The sequence below is a fragment of the Halobacterium salinarum DSM 3754 genome (genome assembly GCF_008124605.1).
Classification (GTDB): domain Archaea; phylum Halobacteriota; class Halobacteria; order Halobacteriales; family Halobacteriaceae; genus Halobacterium; species Halobacterium salinarum.
Genome location: NZ_VRYN01000001.1, coordinates 471,857 through 488,883 on the forward strand (window position 1 = coordinate 471,857; position 17,027 = coordinate 488,883).

The window sequence follows — 17,027 nt, forward strand, 5'->3', positions numbered from 1 at the left end:
CGTCACAACGCATATATGGTGGCAAAGACCTATCACCGTGGTATGTCACGGTCGGCTCTCATCGAGAACGTCACCGCGATGCTCGCAGACGCGGGCTTTTCGGTGAGCGACCGGTGTGCGACGCGGCCCAAGAGCTTCGACGTCGCCGCGCGGCGCGGCAGCGACGTGGTGTTGATGAAGGTCCTCGTGAACATCGACGCCTTCGACGCTGAGACGGGCGCCGAGATGCGGCGGCTGGGAACGTATCTCCACGCGACGCCACTGGTCGTGGGACTGCGAACGCGCGACGAAGACCTCGATCCGGGGGTGGTGTACTTCCGCCACGGCGTCCCCGTGTTCAACCCCGATACGGCGATGGAACTGTTCGTCGACGGGATCCCGCCGCTCGTGTACGCGGCACCCGGCGGGCTGTACGTGAACATCGACGGCGACGTGCTCGCGGACCGCCGCGAGGACGAACGGTTGAGCCTCGGCCAGCTCGCCAGCGAACTCGGCGTGTCACGGCGCACGGTCTCGAAATACGAGGACGGAATGAACGCGAGCATCGAGGTGGCGATGCGCCTGGAGGACCTCTTCGGGGGTGAGCTCACGGCACCGGTCGACGTGATGGACGGCGCCGAAGACGTCCGGGACACGGATCCGACCCCGGACGATCCGGAGGCGGCCCCCGAGGACGTGCCCGTGTTGTCCGTGCTCGCGCGAGTGGGGTTCGAAGTGCATCCGACGGTGCAAGCGCCGTTCAAAGCGGTCGGGGAGGCGGGCGCGGGCCACGACCGGCTGCTGACCGGGCACTCGGCGTTCACCGAGGCCGCCGTCAAGCGCGCCCGCATCATGAGCTCCGTCGGCGAGGTCACGCACACGCGGGCGGTGTACGTCGTCGACGAGGCCGGCCGGGAGTCCGTCGACGACACCGCGATCGTGGAGCGCGAGGAGCTGGCGAACGTCGACGACTCCGAGGACCTCCGGGATCTGCTGGCCGACCGCGGCGACCTCCAGGAGGCCTAAGCCTGGAGGCTGTCGTCCTCGGTGAGGAGCTGGCGGTGGGGGTACGGGATGTCGATGTCGGCGTCGTCGAGGGCTGTTTTCACCGCGCGCACGACCGCCGCGGTTGCCATGCTGCGTTTGGCGGGACTCGGGTGGGTGATCCAGAACCGACACTCCAGGACGATCGCGGAGTCACCGAGCGCCGTCGGCACGACCTGCGGGGCCGGCGTATCGAGGATCCGCGAGACGTCGGTGATCGCGTCCTCGATGACGTCCTCGGCGGTTTCGATGTCGGCGTCGTAGTCGACGCCGACAGCAACGGAGAGCCGAAGCCGGTCGAGGCTCGTGCGGTTCGTGATCGTCGCGTTCAACACGTTCTCGTTGGGGATCACCACCTCCTCGCCGCTGGGGTTGCGGACACGGGTGTTGACCACGGTGATGTCGGTGACGGTGCCCTCGGCGTCGGCGAGCGCGATCCAGTCGCCGATCTCGAAGGGGCGCGCGACCATCAACACGAGCCCGGCGATGAGCGAGCCGATGGTGGTGCGGGCGGCGGTGCCGATGACGATCCCGAGGAACCCCGCGCCGACGAGGAGGCCGCTGGGATCGACCCCCCAGATCGTGAGCGCGGCGATCCCGGCGGCGACGAGCACGGTGATCTGTAACACGCGGAATACGACGCCCTGTTGGTGTTGGGTGAGGGTGTCGGAGGCTTCGGCGTAGGCGGTGATGCGTGCGTCGACCACGTCGAGAGTGACCAGGGCGGCTCCGGCGATCCCGAGCGTGACCGCGAGCCGGACGGCCACGGGCAGCAGGTCGGCGAGGCTCGCCACCGTCAGCATGACGAGGTCGACGTACCCCCAGACGAGAAGCGCCAGCAGCGCGGCGGCCGCGAGCAGCACCGCCTGAGTCAGTCTGACGACGATCCCGGTCGGGAAGTCGATCGAGAACGCCGTGGGGTCGCCGGGGATGCGGTCGTCGGTGAGCACGCGAGCGGTGAGCTGGCGGTGGACGCCGCGAATGATGCGGGGGGCGACCAGCCACGCGGCACCGACCGCGACGACGGCGAGCGCCGCGGTGACGGCGAGGCGTGCCTGTGTCGATGCCAACGCGTCGATGATCGACTGCACTCGGTGAGCCACGCGCACGGATGTACCGACTGACGCGCGCAGTGCTCAAAAAGTCAGTGGCACCTGCCAGCGGGCAGTTACTCGGCGTAGTGCTGTTCGAGGTGGGCGACGATGTCGTCGCTTTCGGGCATGCCGTCGATGTCGTGGTCGGGGTCGACGAGCACCGGCACGCCGGTCTGTCCGCTGACCGATTCGACGGCGTCACGGTCGCTGTGCGAGCTGGGGACCTCGTGTTCGACGTAGTCGAGGCCGAGCTCGTCGAGTTTCGTTTCGACTTTCGCGCAGTACGGGCAGCCCGGGAGCTTGTAGAGTTCCAGCGACATACACCAGTGTACGGGGCAGCGAGTGAAGAGTGCGGTGGACCGAGCAGGAACAGCCGGTTCGCGGATCAGACGGCGGCGGCGAGGACGCCGCTGGTGCGGACGTAGAAGTAGACGATGAACGCGGCGGCCAGCAGCCACTGGCCGATGGCGACCTCGTCGGCGTCGCCGGTGGCGACCTTGACGACGGGGTAGGAGACGATGCCGGCGGCGATGCCGTACGCGATGGAGTACGTGAACGGCATCACGATGATGGTGAGGCCGGCGGGAATGGAGTGCGTGATGTCATCCCAGTCGATCGCCGTGACGTTCGCGAGCATCAGCAACGCGACGACGACGAGCGCGATGTGGCTGGCGTACTGGGGGATGGCGGCGGCGAGCGGGACGACCAGCAGCGACAGGAAAAACAGGACGGCGACGACGAGCGCGACCATGCCGGTGCGGCCGCCTTCCTCGACGCCGGTCGCGGATTCGATGTAGGTGGTGACCGTGGAGGTGCCGATGATCGCGCCGAAGGTGGTGCCGATGGCGTCAGCCATCAGCGGTTCGTCGGCGTCGGGGAGGTTGCCGTCGGTGTTCAGGAAGCCGCCGGCTTGGCCGACGCCGACGAGCGTGCCGGCGGTGTCGAAGAAGTCCACGAAGAAGAACGTGAACACGATGAGCGCGAAGCTGAACGCGTCGATGTCCTGGAAGCCGGCGAGGAACGCGCCGACGAGCGGCGTGATGTCGTATTGGGCGTGTGGGAGGCGCTGGGTGGCGATGCCACCGGTGCGGACGAAGTCCCCGATGAGGACGCCGGGGTCGACGACGCCGGCGAACGTGAGCACGCCGCCGGTGGCGGCGGTCGCGATGATGCCCAGGACGATGCTGCCGGTGACGCCGCGGGCGTGGAGCGCGATGGTGAAAAACAGGCCCAGAATGGAGACGACGGCGACGGGGTTCTGCGCGAGGTTGCCGAGCGCGAGGATGGTGCCGGCGTCGCCGACGACGATGCCCATGGCTTCGAGGCCGATGATCGCGAGGTACAGCCCGATGCCGGTTCCGACCGCGAGCTTGACCGGTTCGGGGAACAGTGTGATGACGTATTCGCGCGCGCCGACGGCCGTGAGCACGATGAACAGCAGCCCCTCGGTGAAGACGGCGGCGAGCGCGGTCTGCCAGGGGACGCCGAGCGTGCCGACGACGGTGAACGCGAAGAAGGCGTTGAGGCCCAGGCCGGGCGCGAGCGCGAACGGGCGGTTGGCGTAGAACGCCATGACGAGCATGGCGACGCCGGACGCCAGGAGCGTGACGACCGCCAGCATTTGGACGGTTTGGTCGTGGCTGTAGTTCGCCAGCGCGATGCCGGGTTTGACGACCTCGCCGGCCCTCGTGCGTTGTGTCATGACGACGGGGTTGACCAGGACGATGTACGACATCGCCAGAAACGTGGTCAGCCCGGCGACGAGTTCCGTCCGCAGGTCGGTGTCGTGGTCGTCGAATCCGAAGTACTCAGCGAGCCCCATGATGCACGTTTGGCCACATCCCCAGGACGTACTTGAGCCTTGTTGTACACGTTCGACGCTCGTGGTTGCTTATGGGAGTTTGTGGTGAAAATAATGCACAATTACGGATAGAATCCGGCTAGAGGTCGTCCAGATCGGTGAGCGCGCCGACCGGGGCGTCGGTGCGTTCCCGGGCACGGTCGACGCCGGTTTCCCCGGCGGCGATGAGCGCGAACACGCCGGTCACGTCCGCGCCGGCGGCGTCGGCGATGTCCAACAGCAGCTCCTGGGTCTCCCCCGATCGGATGAGGTCGTCGACGACGAGCACGGTGTCACCGTCGTCGAGCGCCGACGCCGGCAGGTAGTACGTGAACTCGATGCCGGATTCGAGGCGTTGGCGGGCTTCGACGAACTCCTCGACGGCGGTTTCCTTGGACTGCTTGGCGTACGCGCAGTCGGCGCCGTAGTAGCCAGCCAGCGCCGCCGCCAGCGTGATCCCGTCGGTGGCGGCCGTCAGCACCACGTCGGGCGCGTCGAAGTCGAACGTTTCGGCGGCGACGGGCGCGACCAGTTCGAGAAACGACTGATCGAAGACGATCCCGGAGTTGTCAACGTAGCCGTCGTCGTCGACGTGCACGCGGGCCGCGAGTTCCGCCTGGAGGAGGTCCGCGCCGGCGTTCTGGACGACCTCACGGGCGCGGTCGGCGCTTGGCAACACGTGGCCGTTGACGTAGCGGTTCAGGTCGCCGGCGGGGAGTCCGGTGTCGGCGGACAGCTCGTCGTAGGTGCGGGTCTCCTTGAGGGTGCGGAGAACGTCGACTGCCTGCAGTTGGAGAGTGGCTTTCTCAGCTCGGTTCATACCGACCCACACGGTTCCACAAACTTGAATACCGCGAAGCGGGGCGCAGGCGGACCGTGCTCAACCCTGACAGCCGGGTTACTCGGCGTCCAAGAGGTCGCTGGCGGTGACGAGTGCCGCCATTTCCACGCCGTGCTCGGCCAGCAGTTCGCGCCCGCCCTCCTCGCGGTCCACGACGATGAGCGCGCGGTTCACGGTCGCGCCGGCGTCCCGGAGGGCGTCGACGGCGTCGACGGCCGACTGGCCGGTGGTCGCGATGTCCTCGACGACCACGACCTCCTCGCCGTCGTCGAGCCGGCCCTCGATGCGGTTGGCGGTGCCGTACTCTTTGGCCTGCTTGCGCGCGATGACGTACGGCACGCCGGCCTCGGTGGCGGTCGCGGCGGCCAGGGGCACGCCGCCCAGCGCGACGCCCGCAAGCGTCGTGTCCTCGTCGATGCGGTCGGCGAACGCCGCGGCGATGGCCGACAGACACTCGGGGTCGGTCTCGAAGAGATATTTGTCGACGTAGTACTCCGACGTGCCGCCGTGTGAGAGCTCGAACTCGCCGAACTGCACCGCGTCCGCGGCCCGGAGTGCGGACACGAGGTCGTCAGTTGCACTCATCGGCGCAAACGGGGTGCCGGCGGGACAAAAGCCCCCCGGTCCGGGCGGCGGCCCGCTACCAGGGTTCGTCCTTAACGCCGAGGGCGTACGCGATGCCGTTGGTGAGGAGATGGAGGGCCGGCGTGAGGACGGCGACGGTGACGAGCACGGGCAGCCCGAAGGTGTCGCCGACCCACGCGGGGACCGCAAGCGCGGTGAGCGCGAGCGCGACGACGACGAAGTCCAGCTGGTCGACGACCGGGAAGGCGGCCCCGCGCCGGCGGCCGGTGCGGCGCTTCAGGAAGGAGGCGGCGATGTCGCCGACCATCGCCCCGAACGCGAGCGTGCCCATCGCCGCGGGCGGGAACGCGGGCAGCACGACGCCGAGGGCGTCGGCGGCGGCCGGCCGGAGCGCGTTGAGCGCGACGGCGAGCGCGACGCCGGCGGCGGTGCCGACGGCGGTGCCACGCCACGTCTTCCCGTCGCCGAGGAGGCGGCGATCACCGAGGCTGCGCCCGCCGTCGATGGGGCGGCCGCCGCCCGCGAGCACGGCGGCGTTGTTCGGGACGTACGCGGGCAACATCGCCCACACGGCGACGACAACGGTGCCGACCAGGTCCATGCGGGTCGGTGGTCGCGCGCCCGGCAAAAACCCGCGGATTCCGAGAGGCCGGGTGTTTAAGACATGTGGAGAACGAGAGGTTGGTATGATACCACCCATCGCGAACCGGTTCGTCGCGGGGGAGACGCCGGCCGAAGCCATCGAGTACGCCGCGGACCTGAACGATCGCGGCGTGACGGCGATCCTGAACCTGCTGGGCGAGCATTACCACGAGCGCCCGCCGGCCGACGAGGACGCGGCGGCCTACCGGCGACTCGTGGCCGACGTCGGTGACAGCGACGTGGACGCCTGTGTGTCGGTGAAGCCCTCCCAGATCGGGTTGGACGTCGGCCCCGAGGTGTTTGCGGAGAACCTCGAAACCATCGCGGCGGCGGCCGCCGACCACGACGTGTTCGCGTGGGTCGACATGGAGGACCACGAGACGACGGACGCGACGATGGACACCTTCGAGTCGCTGGCCCGGACCCACGCCGGGAACATGGGGTTGTGTGTGCAGGCGAACTTAAAGCGCACCGAGCAGGACCTCGACCGGCTGGCGGACGTGCCGGGGAAGGTGCGGCTCGTGAAGGGCGCATACGACGAGCCCGACGACGTAGCCTACCAGGACAAACCCGATGTCAACGAGGCGTACCGAACACACCTGGAGTTCATGTTCCGGGAGTTCGACGACGGCGTGGCGGTGGGCAGCCACGATCCGGCGATGATCTCGTACGCCGCCGAGCTCCACGAGGAGTACGGCACCGACTACGAGGTGCAGATGCTGATGGGGATCCGGGAGGACGCACAGACGGAGTTGGCTGCCACGGGGGTCCCCACCTACCAGTACGTGCCCTACGGTGGCAAGTGGTTCTCGTATTTCTATCGGCGAGCCATGGAGCGCAAGGAAAACCTGGTGTTCGCGCTCCGTGCGGTCCTCGGACGGTAGTTTAGTGGGGTTTTAGCGGCGCTGTGACGCCTCGAAATCACTATACGTGACCGGTTTCTGAACTATACTATATGGGTTCCTGGAAGCGGGACTTCGCAAGCGGGCTGATCGTTCTCGTTCCGATCGTGGTGACGCTGTACGTGATCTACTGGCTGTTCGGATTGCTCTCGAACATCACCCTGTTTACGCAGTTGACCGACACGCAGTACCAGGCGGTCGCCGCGACGCTTGCGGTGTTCGTGCTGATCGTGTTCTCGGTGGGATACCTGATGCGGACGGCCGCGGGCAGCATTCTGGAGGCACTCATCGATTACGTGATGAACCGGCTGCCGGTGTTGCGGATCGTGTACAACGCCTCGAAGATGGCCGTCGAGACCGTGTTGTCCGACGGTACCGGGGAGTTCCAGCAGCCGGTGCGCGTGGAGCCATGGCCGGGGATGCGACTGACCGCGTTCAAGACCGGCAAGAAAGCCCCGGACGGCCGGGAGGTGGTGTTCATGCCGACGGCGCCGAACATCACCACGGGGTTCGTGATGGAAGTCGAGCCCGAGGACCTGGAGGAGACAGACGAAAGCGTCGAAGACGCGTTGACGCGCGTGCTGAGCGCCGGGTTCGGCGAGAACGACGACAGCGAGGTGGCGATCGACGAGCTGCTCCCGGAGGACGACGACGACGAAAACGAGGAATGAGCGCGGCGGTCGGTTCAGGCGGGTCGCGCTGGCGGCTTCAGACGTAGTGGAACCACTCCTCGCGGTCGCCGGCCTCCACGAGGTCGAAGAACGCGGTCTGGAGCTCTTCGGTGACCGGGCCGCGGGTTCCGGAGCCGATTTCGACGTTGTCGACTTGCTTGATCGGCGTGACTTCGGCGGCGGAGCCGGTGAAGAAGAGCTCGTCGGCGGTGTGGAGTTCGCCACGCGAGATCGAGACGTCGTCGTGGACGGTGTAGCCGCGCTCCTCGGCGAGCGTGATGACGGTGTCGCGGGTGATGCCGTCGAGGATGCTCTCGGAGAGGCCGGGCGTGAAGAGTTCGCCGTCGCGCACGAGGAAGATGTTCTCGCCGGGGCCTTCCGCGACGTTACCCTCTTTGTTGAGGACGATGGCTTCGGTGAAGCCGTTGCGCCGGGCTTCCTCGCCGGCGAGCATGCTGTTGACGTAGAGGCCGGTGGTTTTGGCGTTCGTCGGGATCTGGCTGGAGGCGTGCTTGCGCCACGTCGACACCATCACGTCGACGCCGTTTTCGAGGGCGTCGTCGCCGAGGTACGCGCCCCACGGCCAGGCGGCGATGGCGACGTCGGTCGGGCAGTCGCCGGGGGAGACGCCGAGTGATTCGTAGCCGTAGTACGCCAGCGGGCGGATGTAACAGGACCCGAGGTCTTGGCGCTGGATGAGCTCGACGGTGGCGTCGGTGAGTTCGTCGGGCGTGAACTCGATGTCGAGGTCGTAGGGTTTCGCCGATTCGTAGAACCGCTGGAGGTGGTCGTCCCACCGGAAGATCGCGGGGCCGTTGTCGGTGTCGTAGACACGGACCCCCTCGAAGATGCCGGACCCGTAGTGGAGTGCGTGGGTGAGGACGTGTACTTGTGCGTCCTCCCAGTCGACGAACTCGCCGTCCATCCAGATGGTGTCGACGTCCATCTCACTGAAACTGGGCATGTGCGGACTGACGAACTGATCGGTGATAAAACCACGAGTGACGGATCCCCGACGCGTCTGGACACCGGCAAGAATGTCCTGAGATAATCTAACCGCAGAGCTTAATTACCGATGTGAATTATCGGTGGGTGATGAGCGACTTCACGCCGCTTGCCTACGAGGACATCGACGACGCACGGAAACCGACGCTGACCGAGGCGCTGGTTCCCGTGCTGGTTGTCGTCGTCTCGCTGGGCGTCGGCTCGGGCTACCTCGGGCTTGCGCCACACGCGCCGCTCCTCTGGAGCATCACGTTCACCGGGCTGTTCGCGCGCTACCACCTGGGCTACGACTGGGAACGCGTCTCCGACGCCGCGCTGGCCGGCCTCAGGATGGGGCTGCAAGCCATCCTGATCCTGTTCGTCATCTACGGGCTCATCGCGACGTGGACCAGCGCCGGCACCATCCCCGGGTTGATGTACTACGGCCTGGGGGCGCTCACGCCCGCGGTCTTCCTCCCGGTGACGGCGATCCTCGCCGCCGTCGTCGCGTTCGCCATCGGCTCCTCGTGGACCACCGTGGGCACGCTCGGCGTCGCGTTCGTCGGCATCGGCTCCGGGCTGGGCATCCCGCTACCGATGACCGCCGGCGCGATCGTCTCCGGGGCCTACGCCGGCGACAAACAGAGCCCGCTGTCGGACACCACGAACCTCGCCGCGGCCGTCACGAACGCCGACCTCTACGACCACATCAACGGCATGCGACTCGGGACCGCCATCGCGTTCGGCCTCTCCGTGCTCGCGTACGCGGTGCTGGGCGTGCTCATCGTCGATGGCGGTGCCGCGAACGTCACCGCGATCAGCGGCCCCCTCGCCGGCAGTTACGCGCTCGGCCCGCTGGTGTTCCTGCCGCTGGTCGTCACGTTCGGCCTGGCGTTCCGCGGCTACCCGGCGCTCCCCTCGCTGGTCGCGGGCGTGTTCGCCGGCGCGCTCACCACGATCGCCGTCCAAGGCGCCTCGTTCACCGCCGCGTGGAACGTCTTCCTCAACGGCACCACCCCCGAGACCGGGAGTGAACTGGTCAACAACTTGCTCACCACGGGCGGCATCGCCGGGTCCGCGTGGACGATCGCGGTCGTCGTCGCGGCGCTCTCGCTCGGCGGCCTGCTCGAACGCACCGGCGTCCTCCCGACGCTCACCCACCACCTGACGCGCGCCATCTGGTCGCCCGAATCGCTGGTTGCCGGCACCGGCGTCGCCGCCATCGCGACGAACGCGTTCTCCGCCCAACAGTACATGAGCATCGTCGTCCCGAGCGTCAGCCTCCGCACGCTCTACGACGAATACGACCTCAACGAGCGCGACCTCTCACGGGCGGTCGAGGCCGCCGGTACACCCACGGGGCCGTTCTTCCCGTGGCACGCCGGTGCCGTGTTCATGACGGGCGCGCTCTACACCAGCCAGCCCGGAGCCATCTCGTGGTGGTGGGCGCCGTACTACTTCTTCGGCATCCTCTCGCCGCTGGTGCTGTTCGGGCTGGTGCTTGCGGGCCGCGGCTACGACCGCGCGGGTTCGGCCACGCAGCCCGCCGCCCCGGCCGCCAACGCGGCCGCAACTGACGACGACTGACCTACCCGCCCAGCGCCGCGAACACGAACACCAGGGACAGATACAAGAGGACGATGCCGACGGCGGCCACCGGCACCAGGGAGAGGTAGTCGTAGCTCGTGGCGGCGGCGGGCAGCGAGAGAGTGCCGTTGGCGGCCGCCTCGCGGTCCGCCTCGTCGACGGCGTCGGCCCGCGGCATCACCTCGGGCAGTCCCTTCCGGCGGGTGTCGAGTTTGTTCAACACCACGACAGCGCCGAGCGTGAGCACGGTCGCAAGCGGGAGCGCGACCACGGGTGACCGCAGGCCGACCGCGTACAACACCAACATCACGATGGTCACGCCCGCGGCCGTCGCCGCGAACGGGATCTGGGTGGTGACGTGGTCGATGTGGTCCGACCCCGCGAAGATCGACGACATCACCGTGGTGTCGCTGATCGGGGAGGAGTGATCGCCCCAGATCGCGCCGCCGAACAGCACGCCCACGAGGACCGGCAACACCGCCGCGCCCGCGAGGTTGTACCCCAGCGGGATCGCGACCGGCGTCAGGATGGCCATCGTCCCCCACGAGGTGCCGGTGGTGAACGCGACGAACATCGCGGCGAGGAACACGAGCAACGGGAGGAAGCCCGCCGGCACGCCGCTGCCGACCAGCGTGGTGACGATGAAGTCAGCGGTCCCCACCTTCTCGGCTGCCATCCCGATCCCCCACGCCAGCACGATGATCGCGAGCGCGATGTTCATCGTCTTGAACCCATCGACGATGGTGTCCGTCGCGCCTTCGAGGTCCATCGTGCCGTACGCCAGCGCACCGACGAAGCCCGAAACCATGAACGCGAACGCGCCGTGGAGCAGCCCCATCGCGACGTCGGTCTCCTGGAGGGCGGTGGCGATGTCGACGCCCGGCTTGTAGCCACCGCCGAGATACCACATCGACCCCAGACCGACGGCCAACAACACGGCGATCGGCCCGAAGAAGTTCAACAACGAGGGGTTCGCCCTGCTGGGGTCGCCGACGTCGTTGGAGACGTCAGACAGCGGCGTTGCGCCGTCGGCGATTGTGTCACCGGTGGTGCGGGCGCGCCACTCGGCGTCCAGCATCGGCCCGAAGAACCGCTGGGTGATGGTGATGAACCCCACCATGAAAAACGCCATGAAGCAGTAGATGTTCCACGGGATCGACTGCAAGAACAGCCCGAACGGGGTGGTCCCAAGCTCGGCCGCGGAGACCCGAGCCGCCTCCAAGCCCGCGATGATCATCGACACTTGGTAGCCGATCCAGTTCGACACCGGTCCGAACGTCGTCACGGGCGCTGTCGTGGAGTCGAGCACGTAGGCGTGCATCTCGCGGGAGGAGTCGGCGTCCTGGGCGAGCTCCCGGGTGGCGTTGCCGGTGACGACCGTGCTCGTGTACGAGTCGAAGAAGATGAACACGCCGATCAGCCAGGTCAGGATCTGTGACTCGCGTGCGGTCGAGATGCGGCTGCCGATCCAGCGTTCGAGCGCGAGGATCCCCCCGGAGCGGTAGATGAACGCCGCTCCCGCACCCATGAACAGGATGAGCACGATGAATTTCGTGTTGAACGGCGTTCGAACGACCGCGACCAGCCAGTCCATCGTCAGTGCGGTCGCGGCAATCGGGTTCCACTGTGCGACGACCAACGCGCCGGCCCAGACGCCAGCGAACAGCGACACCAACACCTGTCGGGTGGTCATCGCGAGCACGATCGCGAGCAGCGGCGGAACAAGCGCCAACACGCCGTACGATGCCATGGGTGTACGTAGCCCGATGATGGGGTGATAAGCGTGCTGGGATCAACTGCGAGTGCCACACCGGATCGTGGCGGTGCTACTGAAACGCGGCTACCAGATCGCTGCCCTCGACGTACGGGATGTCGTGGCGGCTGGCGTACCGTTTGGCGTCGGCGACCGAGCGCGCGCCGCCGGTGTCGGCGTCGAGCATCTCGCAGACGACGACGGCGGGCGGGACGCCGGCCGCACCGGCGAGCGCGATGCCGAGTTCGGTGTGGCCCTGGCGAGCGGACAGCGACGGCGCGGCGCGAAGCACGTGTACGTGCCCGGGCGCGCGGAACGTCGCCGGGAAGTCGACGGCCGCGGGGTCGGCGGCAGCCTGGCCGAGTTCCGCGATGGTGAGCGCGCGGTCGTCGTCGGTGATCCCGGTGTAGGTGTCGCGGTGGTTGACTGTCAGGGAGAACGACGACCGGTCGTCGTAGCCGAGGTGGCCGTGGTCGGCGGCGGGGTGATCGAGTTCGTCGGCGATGAACGGGAGCGCGAACGCGTCGGCGACGGCGTCGCCGAGCGCTACGCAGATGAGGCCGCCGGCGTCGGTGCGCATGCGTGCGACGGCGTCGGCGGTGACCGCGGGGGCCGGATAGATCAAGTCGACTTCGCCCTCGCGGTCGGCGGCGTCGTGGACCAGCACGGGCTGGCCGTCCCGGAACGCGTCGACAGCCCGACCAACGCCTGGAGCGTGGGCCGCGTTGCTATGCTTCGACACGGATGGTCACCTCGTCGTCGTCGAGCAGGCCGAGTCGCTCCCGGAGCTTGACCGGGGCGATGATTTCGAGTTGGTCGTCGTCGTGGTGGGTGCGGTCGGGGATGATGACGTGTGCGCCGTCGAAGTCGGTGCCGTCACCCACGACGGTGCAGGCGTAGCAGGTGGCCGACCCGTAGGTGCGGTCTTCGTCCTCCCAGGCATCGATGTCGACGCCGTCTAGGGCTTGTATGCCGGCGCGTGCGCGCTGACCGTCCGGGGGGAGATCGACGTTGAGCGTGCCCGGGTACGGCTCGTAGCCGAGCTTCTCGGCGAACTGGCGGTTGTACCCGGGGAGGCTGATGTAGTGGCGGCCTTCGCCCATGCCGCTGGTGACTGTCCCCGCCAGCGCGAGCTCGCCGGGGTCCTCGAAGATGCGGCGGTAGTCCTCGTATTCGTGTTTGAGGGCGTGTCGGCCCGCGTCGGTGACGGTGATCCACTGGCCGTCGCTGACGAGGTCACGGGTGACGTGGTCGGCGTCGTCGAGTGCTTGCAGCCGCCGGGAGGCGGTCTGGCTGGAGGCGTCGAGGCGGCTTGCGAGGTCGCCACACGACACTTTCACCTCGCCGCGGTGTGCGCCGTCGAGCGCGAGCAGTTTGAGCACGGCGAGTTCGTCGTACCCGACGTCGCCGGTGCTCGTGGCTCCTGACATGGCTGGGGGTTGGCCCGCGCCCCGCATAAGGATACCGAAAGTGGAATGCGTCTCGGAATTGAGCTAGTCCGCGGTGGGGCGAGCGCCCTCGGTCCAGAACGCCGACTCCGGCCGCAGGTCCTCCACCCACGTGTCCTCATCGCGGGCGAGCAGCGCCACCCGCGAGGCGGGCTGCTCCCGGAGCACCGAATGCGGCAGGTGTGTTTTGACCGCGCGAGCGAACGCGAGGACGTCCTCGTGGTCGGGCATCGCCGCCCGCCCCAAGCGGTCCCGGCTATCCCCGACGTGCATGTACGCCTTGAGCTCCACGAAATCGGGGGCCGCACGCTCGAAGAACCCGGCGTACCAGTCCGGGTTCGCCATGTTCTGGCCGCCGACCAGCGTCGTCCGCAACACGGTCCTGGTGTCGTCTTTCGCGTGCAGCACGTCCATCGTGTCCACGAGGCGCTCCCAGGCGTCGTCCTCGGTCGCCCCCACCACGTCGTCGAACGTCGCGCGCTCGGGCGCATCGACGGAGACGTACAGCTGCGTCGGATCGCACTCCCGGAGCACCGCCGGGCGGGTGCCGTTGGACACCAGGAACGTCGTCAACCCCCGGTCGTGGAACGCCTCGATGAGTTCGGGCAGGTGGGGGTACAGCGTCGGCTCGCCGTCCAGGGAGATGGCGACGTGGCGGGGCTCCATCGCCTCCTCGAAGCGCTCTCTGGGCACCTCGTCGTTGCCGCCGAACCCCGACAGCAGCTTCCGCTGGAGGCGGATCGAGGCGTCCACCACGGCCTCGGGGTCGTCCCACGCCACGCCGTCGAGCTCGTAGGTGTGCCCGGAGTGGTCCCGCCAGCAGAACACGCACCGCTCGTTGCACCGCACCACCGGCGTCATCTGGATGCACCGGTGGGACCGGATCCCGTAGAACGCGTGCTTGTAACACGTGCCCTCGCCGCGCATCGCGTTCGCAGTCCAGCCACACGTCTGGGCGGCCGTGTGGTTCTCGTGGTGGTAGTCCGGGTCGTCCACCTGTTTCGGACCGTCCGACTCGCTCATTACCGATGGGGTCGGACGTGACACGCATAACACCACGGAACTGGACCGCCACCGGAGGGCAGTCCAACCCACCGACCGGAAGCGAGTCCGGCGGTGGCGGCATTGGTTCAACTATCGGCGGTCTCGTGGGTGCGATGGGGGCGTGCCTCTGTCGAGTCCTTCTGGAGGGCGGGTGACGGACAAACAGTGTGGAGTCGCCGGCTACAGCGGCGCGCCGACGTACGCGAGCACGCCGTACGTGACCCCGAGCACGACCAGCACGTAGAGCAGCAGCCATCCAGTTGACATTGAATCGCGTTCCGTTGGCATACCTGAGTGTCGGAGGACGCTGTCGCTTAACGCTTCCCGTTCGACCCGAGCAACCCACCGGTGAGCCGCCACAGGATCGAGGCGTCCCGTGTCTGGTCGTCGCCGGTCGCCGCGCCGGCACCGCTGCCGTCGTCGGTGGGCGCTTCGGACGGCGCGGATGCAGCCATCAGCCCCGAAGCGGCGTCACCGCTGGCGTCCCCATCACGGAACGACACCGGCAACGGCTCGTCGAGCAGCGTGTACGCGAGCTCGCGGTACGCCTGGGCGGCGGGGCTCTCCGGGGCGAGCGAGACAAGGGGGGTGCCGGCGCGCTCGCTGTCGGCGACACGGCTGTCCTCGGGAATCAACCCCAGGATGTCCGTCTGGAGCGTGGCGGCGGCGGCGTCCCCGTGACCGGCGTCGGCGCCACCGGCGTCGTCGGTGACCCGCGTCACGACAGCGCCGGCGACGTGGCCGCCGACCCGCTCGACGAGGGCGCGGGTTTTCGCGGTGTTGGCCAGGGCGGCCGTCTGGCGCGTGGACACGAGCACTGTCTCGTCGGCCAGGCCCAGCGGCACGGTCGTGTCGTGGCTGAGTCCGCCGCCGGTGTCGACGATCACGCAGTCGTAGCGGTCACGGAGCGTCGCCGCGACGTCCGGGAGTGCGGACGGATCCGCGCGCCCGAAATCCGTGATCGCGGTGCCGCCGACGATCACGTCGAAGCCGGCGGGGGCGGCCGCGGTCGCGTCCGTGAGCGCGGCGTCGTCCGCGAGCACGTCGTGGAGGGTTGCAGTCGCTGACTCGTCGCACGCCACCACGTGATCGACGTTCGCCATCCCCAGGTCGGCGTCCACGAGCACCACCGACCGATCGGCTTCCGCCATCACCGCGGCGACGTTTACCGCAGTCGTCGTCTTTCCGACGCCACCCTTCCCGGAGGCGACGGCGAACACACGGCCACTCATATGGTTCCATCTTCGCACACCGTCACATAAAGCGTTTGGCGGTGCCGGATGCCCCAGCCACGGCGCTCTACAGGGTCAAAGCTTACTTACCGGCCGGTCGGCTATGTCAGTGCAATGAGCGAGCAGGACGAGGTACCGTCCGAGGACCGACGCAAGTACGAGTTCCGCAAGGTCATCGAGGAGCTCAAAGACTACGAGGGCAGCGGCACCCAACTGGTCACCATCTACATCCCCCCGGACAAGCAGATCTCGGACGTCGTGGCCCACGTCACCCAGGAGCACTCCGAGGCCTCCAACATCAAATCCAAGCAGACACGCACCAACGTCCAGGACGCCCTCACGTCGATCAAAGACCGACTGCGCTACTACGACACGTTCCCCCCGGACAACGGGATGGTCGTGTTCTCGGGCGCGGTCGACTCCGGCGGCGGCCGCACGGACATGGTCACGGAAGTCCTGGAGTCCCCACCCCAGCCCATCGAGTCGTTCCGCTACCACTGCGACTCGGCGTTCCTCACCGAACCCCTCGCGGAGATGCTCGGCGACAAGGGCCTCTACGGGCTGATCGTCCTCGATCGCCGCGAGTCGAACGTCGGCTGGCTGAAGGGCAAGCGGGTCCAACCGGTGAAATCCGCGGAGTCCCTGGTGCCCGGAAAACAGCGCAAGGGCGGCCAGTCCGCCCAGCGGTTCGCCCGGCTGCGCCTGGAAGCCATCGACAACTTCTACCAGGAGGTCGCGGGCATGGCCGACGACCTCTTCGTGCCGAAGCGCCACGAGATCGACGGCATCCTCGTGGGCGGCCCGTCACCAACGAAAGACGAGTTCCTCGACGGGGATTACCTCCACCACGAGCTCCAGGACAAGGTCCTGGGGAAATTCGACGTGTCGTACACCGACGAGTCCGGGCTGTCGGATCTGGTCGACGCGGGGCAGGCGGCGCTGGCGGAAGCCGACCTGATGGACGACAAATCCGACATGGAGGAGTTCTTCGAGGAGCTCAACGGCGGCAAGCTCGCCACCTACGGGTTCGAGCAGACGCGCCGAAACCTCATCATGGGCTCGGTCGACCGCCTGCTGGTCTCCGAGGACCTCCGCGAGGACGTCGTCATCTACGAGTGCCCCAACGACCACGAGGAGTACGAAACCATCGACCGCCGGAACACCAGCCCCGAGCACACGTGTTCGGACTGCGGCGAGGAGGCCACCGAGGTCGACCGCGAGGACGCCATCGACCACCTCATGTCGATCGCCGACCAGCGCGGCACGGAGACGCATTTCATCTCCACGGACTTCGAGAAGGGCGAGCAGCTGCTGACCGCGTTCGGCGGGTACGCCGGGATTTTGCGGTACTCGACCGGCGTGTAGGCCGCCACGCCGGTCG

The 17,027-nt window shown here is 67.9% G+C and carries 17 protein-coding genes; 5 read left to right on the top strand and 12 right to left on the bottom strand.

Features of this window, described 5'->3' with window-relative positions; genetic code table 11:
- Positions 1 to 42 precede the first annotated feature (42 nt).
- On the top strand, positions 43 to 1,005 hold the full coding sequence (locus APQ99_RS02570; protein ID WP_012289434.1) for a transcriptional regulator: 963 nt from the start codon (positions 43 to 45) through the stop codon (positions 1,003 to 1,005).
- On the opposite strand, the gene APQ99_RS02575 is transcribed toward APQ99_RS02570, so the two are convergent.
- The 6 genes from APQ99_RS02575 to APQ99_RS02600 all read right to left on the bottom strand — a co-directional run bounded on the left by APQ99_RS02575 (position 1,002) and on the right by APQ99_RS02600 (position 5,984).
- Positions 1,002 to 2,114 carry a mechanosensitive ion channel family protein gene (locus APQ99_RS02575; RefSeq protein ID WP_244288995.1) on the bottom strand — a complete coding sequence of 371 codons (1,113 nt, stop codon included), beginning with the start codon at positions 2,112 to 2,114 and terminating at the stop codon, positions 1,002 to 1,004. The genes APQ99_RS02570 and APQ99_RS02575 overlap by 4 nt on opposite strands.
- 77 nt (positions 2,115 to 2,191) lie before the next feature.
- A complete protein-coding gene (locus APQ99_RS02580) occupies positions 2,192 to 2,437 on the bottom strand; it encodes a glutaredoxin family protein (RefSeq protein ID WP_010903557.1) in 246 nt (81 codons plus the stop codon).
- Positions 2,438 to 2,502: 65 nt separating this feature from the next.
- A complete protein-coding gene (locus APQ99_RS02585; protein WP_136361526.1) occupies positions 2,503 to 3,939 on the bottom strand; it encodes an NCS2 family permease in 1,437 nt (478 codons plus the stop codon).
- Between the two features lie 118 nt (positions 3,940 to 4,057).
- Entirely contained in the window at positions 4,058 to 4,777 is a 720-nt protein-coding gene (locus tag APQ99_RS02590) for a phosphoribosyltransferase family protein (RefSeq protein ID WP_010903559.1), read from the bottom strand.
- A 78-nt stretch (positions 4,778 to 4,855) separates the two neighbouring features.
- Positions 4,856 to 5,383, bottom strand: coding sequence for an orotate phosphoribosyltransferase (gene pyrE / locus APQ99_RS02595; protein ID WP_010903560.1), 528 nt, complete (start codon positions 5,381 to 5,383; stop codon positions 4,856 to 4,858).
- Between the two features lie 55 nt (positions 5,384 to 5,438).
- Positions 5,439 to 5,984 carry a CDP-2,3-bis-(O-geranylgeranyl)-sn-glycerol synthase gene (locus APQ99_RS02600; RefSeq protein WP_136361527.1) on the bottom strand — a complete coding sequence of 182 codons (546 nt, stop codon included), beginning with the start codon at positions 5,982 to 5,984 and terminating at the stop codon, positions 5,439 to 5,441.
- An 85-nt stretch (positions 5,985 to 6,069) separates the two neighbouring features.
- On the opposite strand from APQ99_RS02600, the gene APQ99_RS02605 reads away from it, so the two are divergent.
- The gene (locus tag APQ99_RS02605) at positions 6,070 to 6,909 is read left to right on the top strand and encodes a proline dehydrogenase family protein (protein ID WP_010903562.1); all 840 of its coding nucleotides are present in this window, start codon (positions 6,070 to 6,072) and stop codon (positions 6,907 to 6,909) included.
- 71 nt (positions 6,910 to 6,980) lie between these two features.
- Entirely contained in the window at positions 6,981 to 7,598 is a 618-nt protein-coding gene (locus APQ99_RS02610; RefSeq protein ID WP_136361528.1) for a DUF502 domain-containing protein, read from the top strand.
- 37 nt (positions 7,599 to 7,635) lie between these two features.
- On the opposite strand, the gene APQ99_RS02615 is transcribed toward APQ99_RS02610, so the two are convergent.
- Complete coding sequence (locus APQ99_RS02615) at positions 7,636 to 8,562, bottom strand: branched-chain amino acid transaminase (RefSeq protein ID WP_010903564.1); 927 nt, start codon at positions 8,560 to 8,562, stop codon at positions 7,636 to 7,638.
- Between the two features lie 131 nt (positions 8,563 to 8,693).
- Between APQ99_RS02615 and arcD the strand changes: the two genes are divergently transcribed.
- Complete coding sequence (gene arcD, locus APQ99_RS02620) at positions 8,694 to 10,169, top strand: arginine/ornithine antiporter ArcD (RefSeq protein ID WP_136361529.1); 1,476 nt, start codon at positions 8,694 to 8,696, stop codon at positions 10,167 to 10,169.
- A gap of 1 nt (position 10,170) precedes the next feature.
- Here the strand turns inward: arcD and APQ99_RS02625 are convergent, their stop codons facing one another.
- From APQ99_RS02625 to APQ99_RS02645, 5 genes are all read right to left on the bottom strand, one after another.
- Positions 10,171 to 11,919, bottom strand: coding sequence for a Na+/H+ antiporter NhaC family protein (locus tag APQ99_RS02625; protein WP_136361530.1), 1,749 nt, complete (start codon positions 11,917 to 11,919; stop codon positions 10,171 to 10,173).
- 76 nt (positions 11,920 to 11,995) lie between these two features.
- Positions 11,996 to 12,664, bottom strand: a complete 669-nt coding sequence (gene ribB / locus APQ99_RS02630; RefSeq protein WP_010903567.1) for a 3,4-dihydroxy-2-butanone-4-phosphate synthase — start codon at positions 12,662 to 12,664, stop codon at positions 11,996 to 11,998.
- Positions 12,651 to 13,352, bottom strand: a complete 702-nt coding sequence (locus APQ99_RS02635; RefSeq protein ID WP_012289437.1) for a DUF120 domain-containing protein — start codon at positions 13,350 to 13,352, stop codon at positions 12,651 to 12,653. The genes ribB and APQ99_RS02635 overlap by 14 nt, the downstream gene beginning before the upstream one ends.
- Positions 13,353 to 13,415: 63 nt before the next feature.
- The gene (gene twy1, locus APQ99_RS02640) at positions 13,416 to 14,393 is read right to left on the bottom strand and encodes a 4-demethylwyosine synthase TYW1 (RefSeq protein ID WP_136361531.1); all 978 of its coding nucleotides are present in this window, start codon (positions 14,391 to 14,393) and stop codon (positions 13,416 to 13,418) included.
- Between the two features lie 335 nt (positions 14,394 to 14,728).
- Entirely contained in the window at positions 14,729 to 15,646 is a 918-nt protein-coding gene (locus APQ99_RS02645; protein ID WP_136361532.1) for a MinD/ParA family ATP-binding protein, read from the bottom strand.
- A 114-nt stretch (positions 15,647 to 15,760) separates the two neighbouring features.
- Here APQ99_RS02645 and prf1 point away from each other — a divergent pair, with 114 nt between their 5' ends.
- Positions 15,761 to 17,011, top strand: coding sequence for a peptide chain release factor aRF-1 (gene prf1 / locus APQ99_RS02650; RefSeq protein WP_012289438.1), 1,251 nt, complete (start codon positions 15,761 to 15,763; stop codon positions 17,009 to 17,011).
- Positions 17,012 to 17,027: the final 16 nt, after the last annotated feature.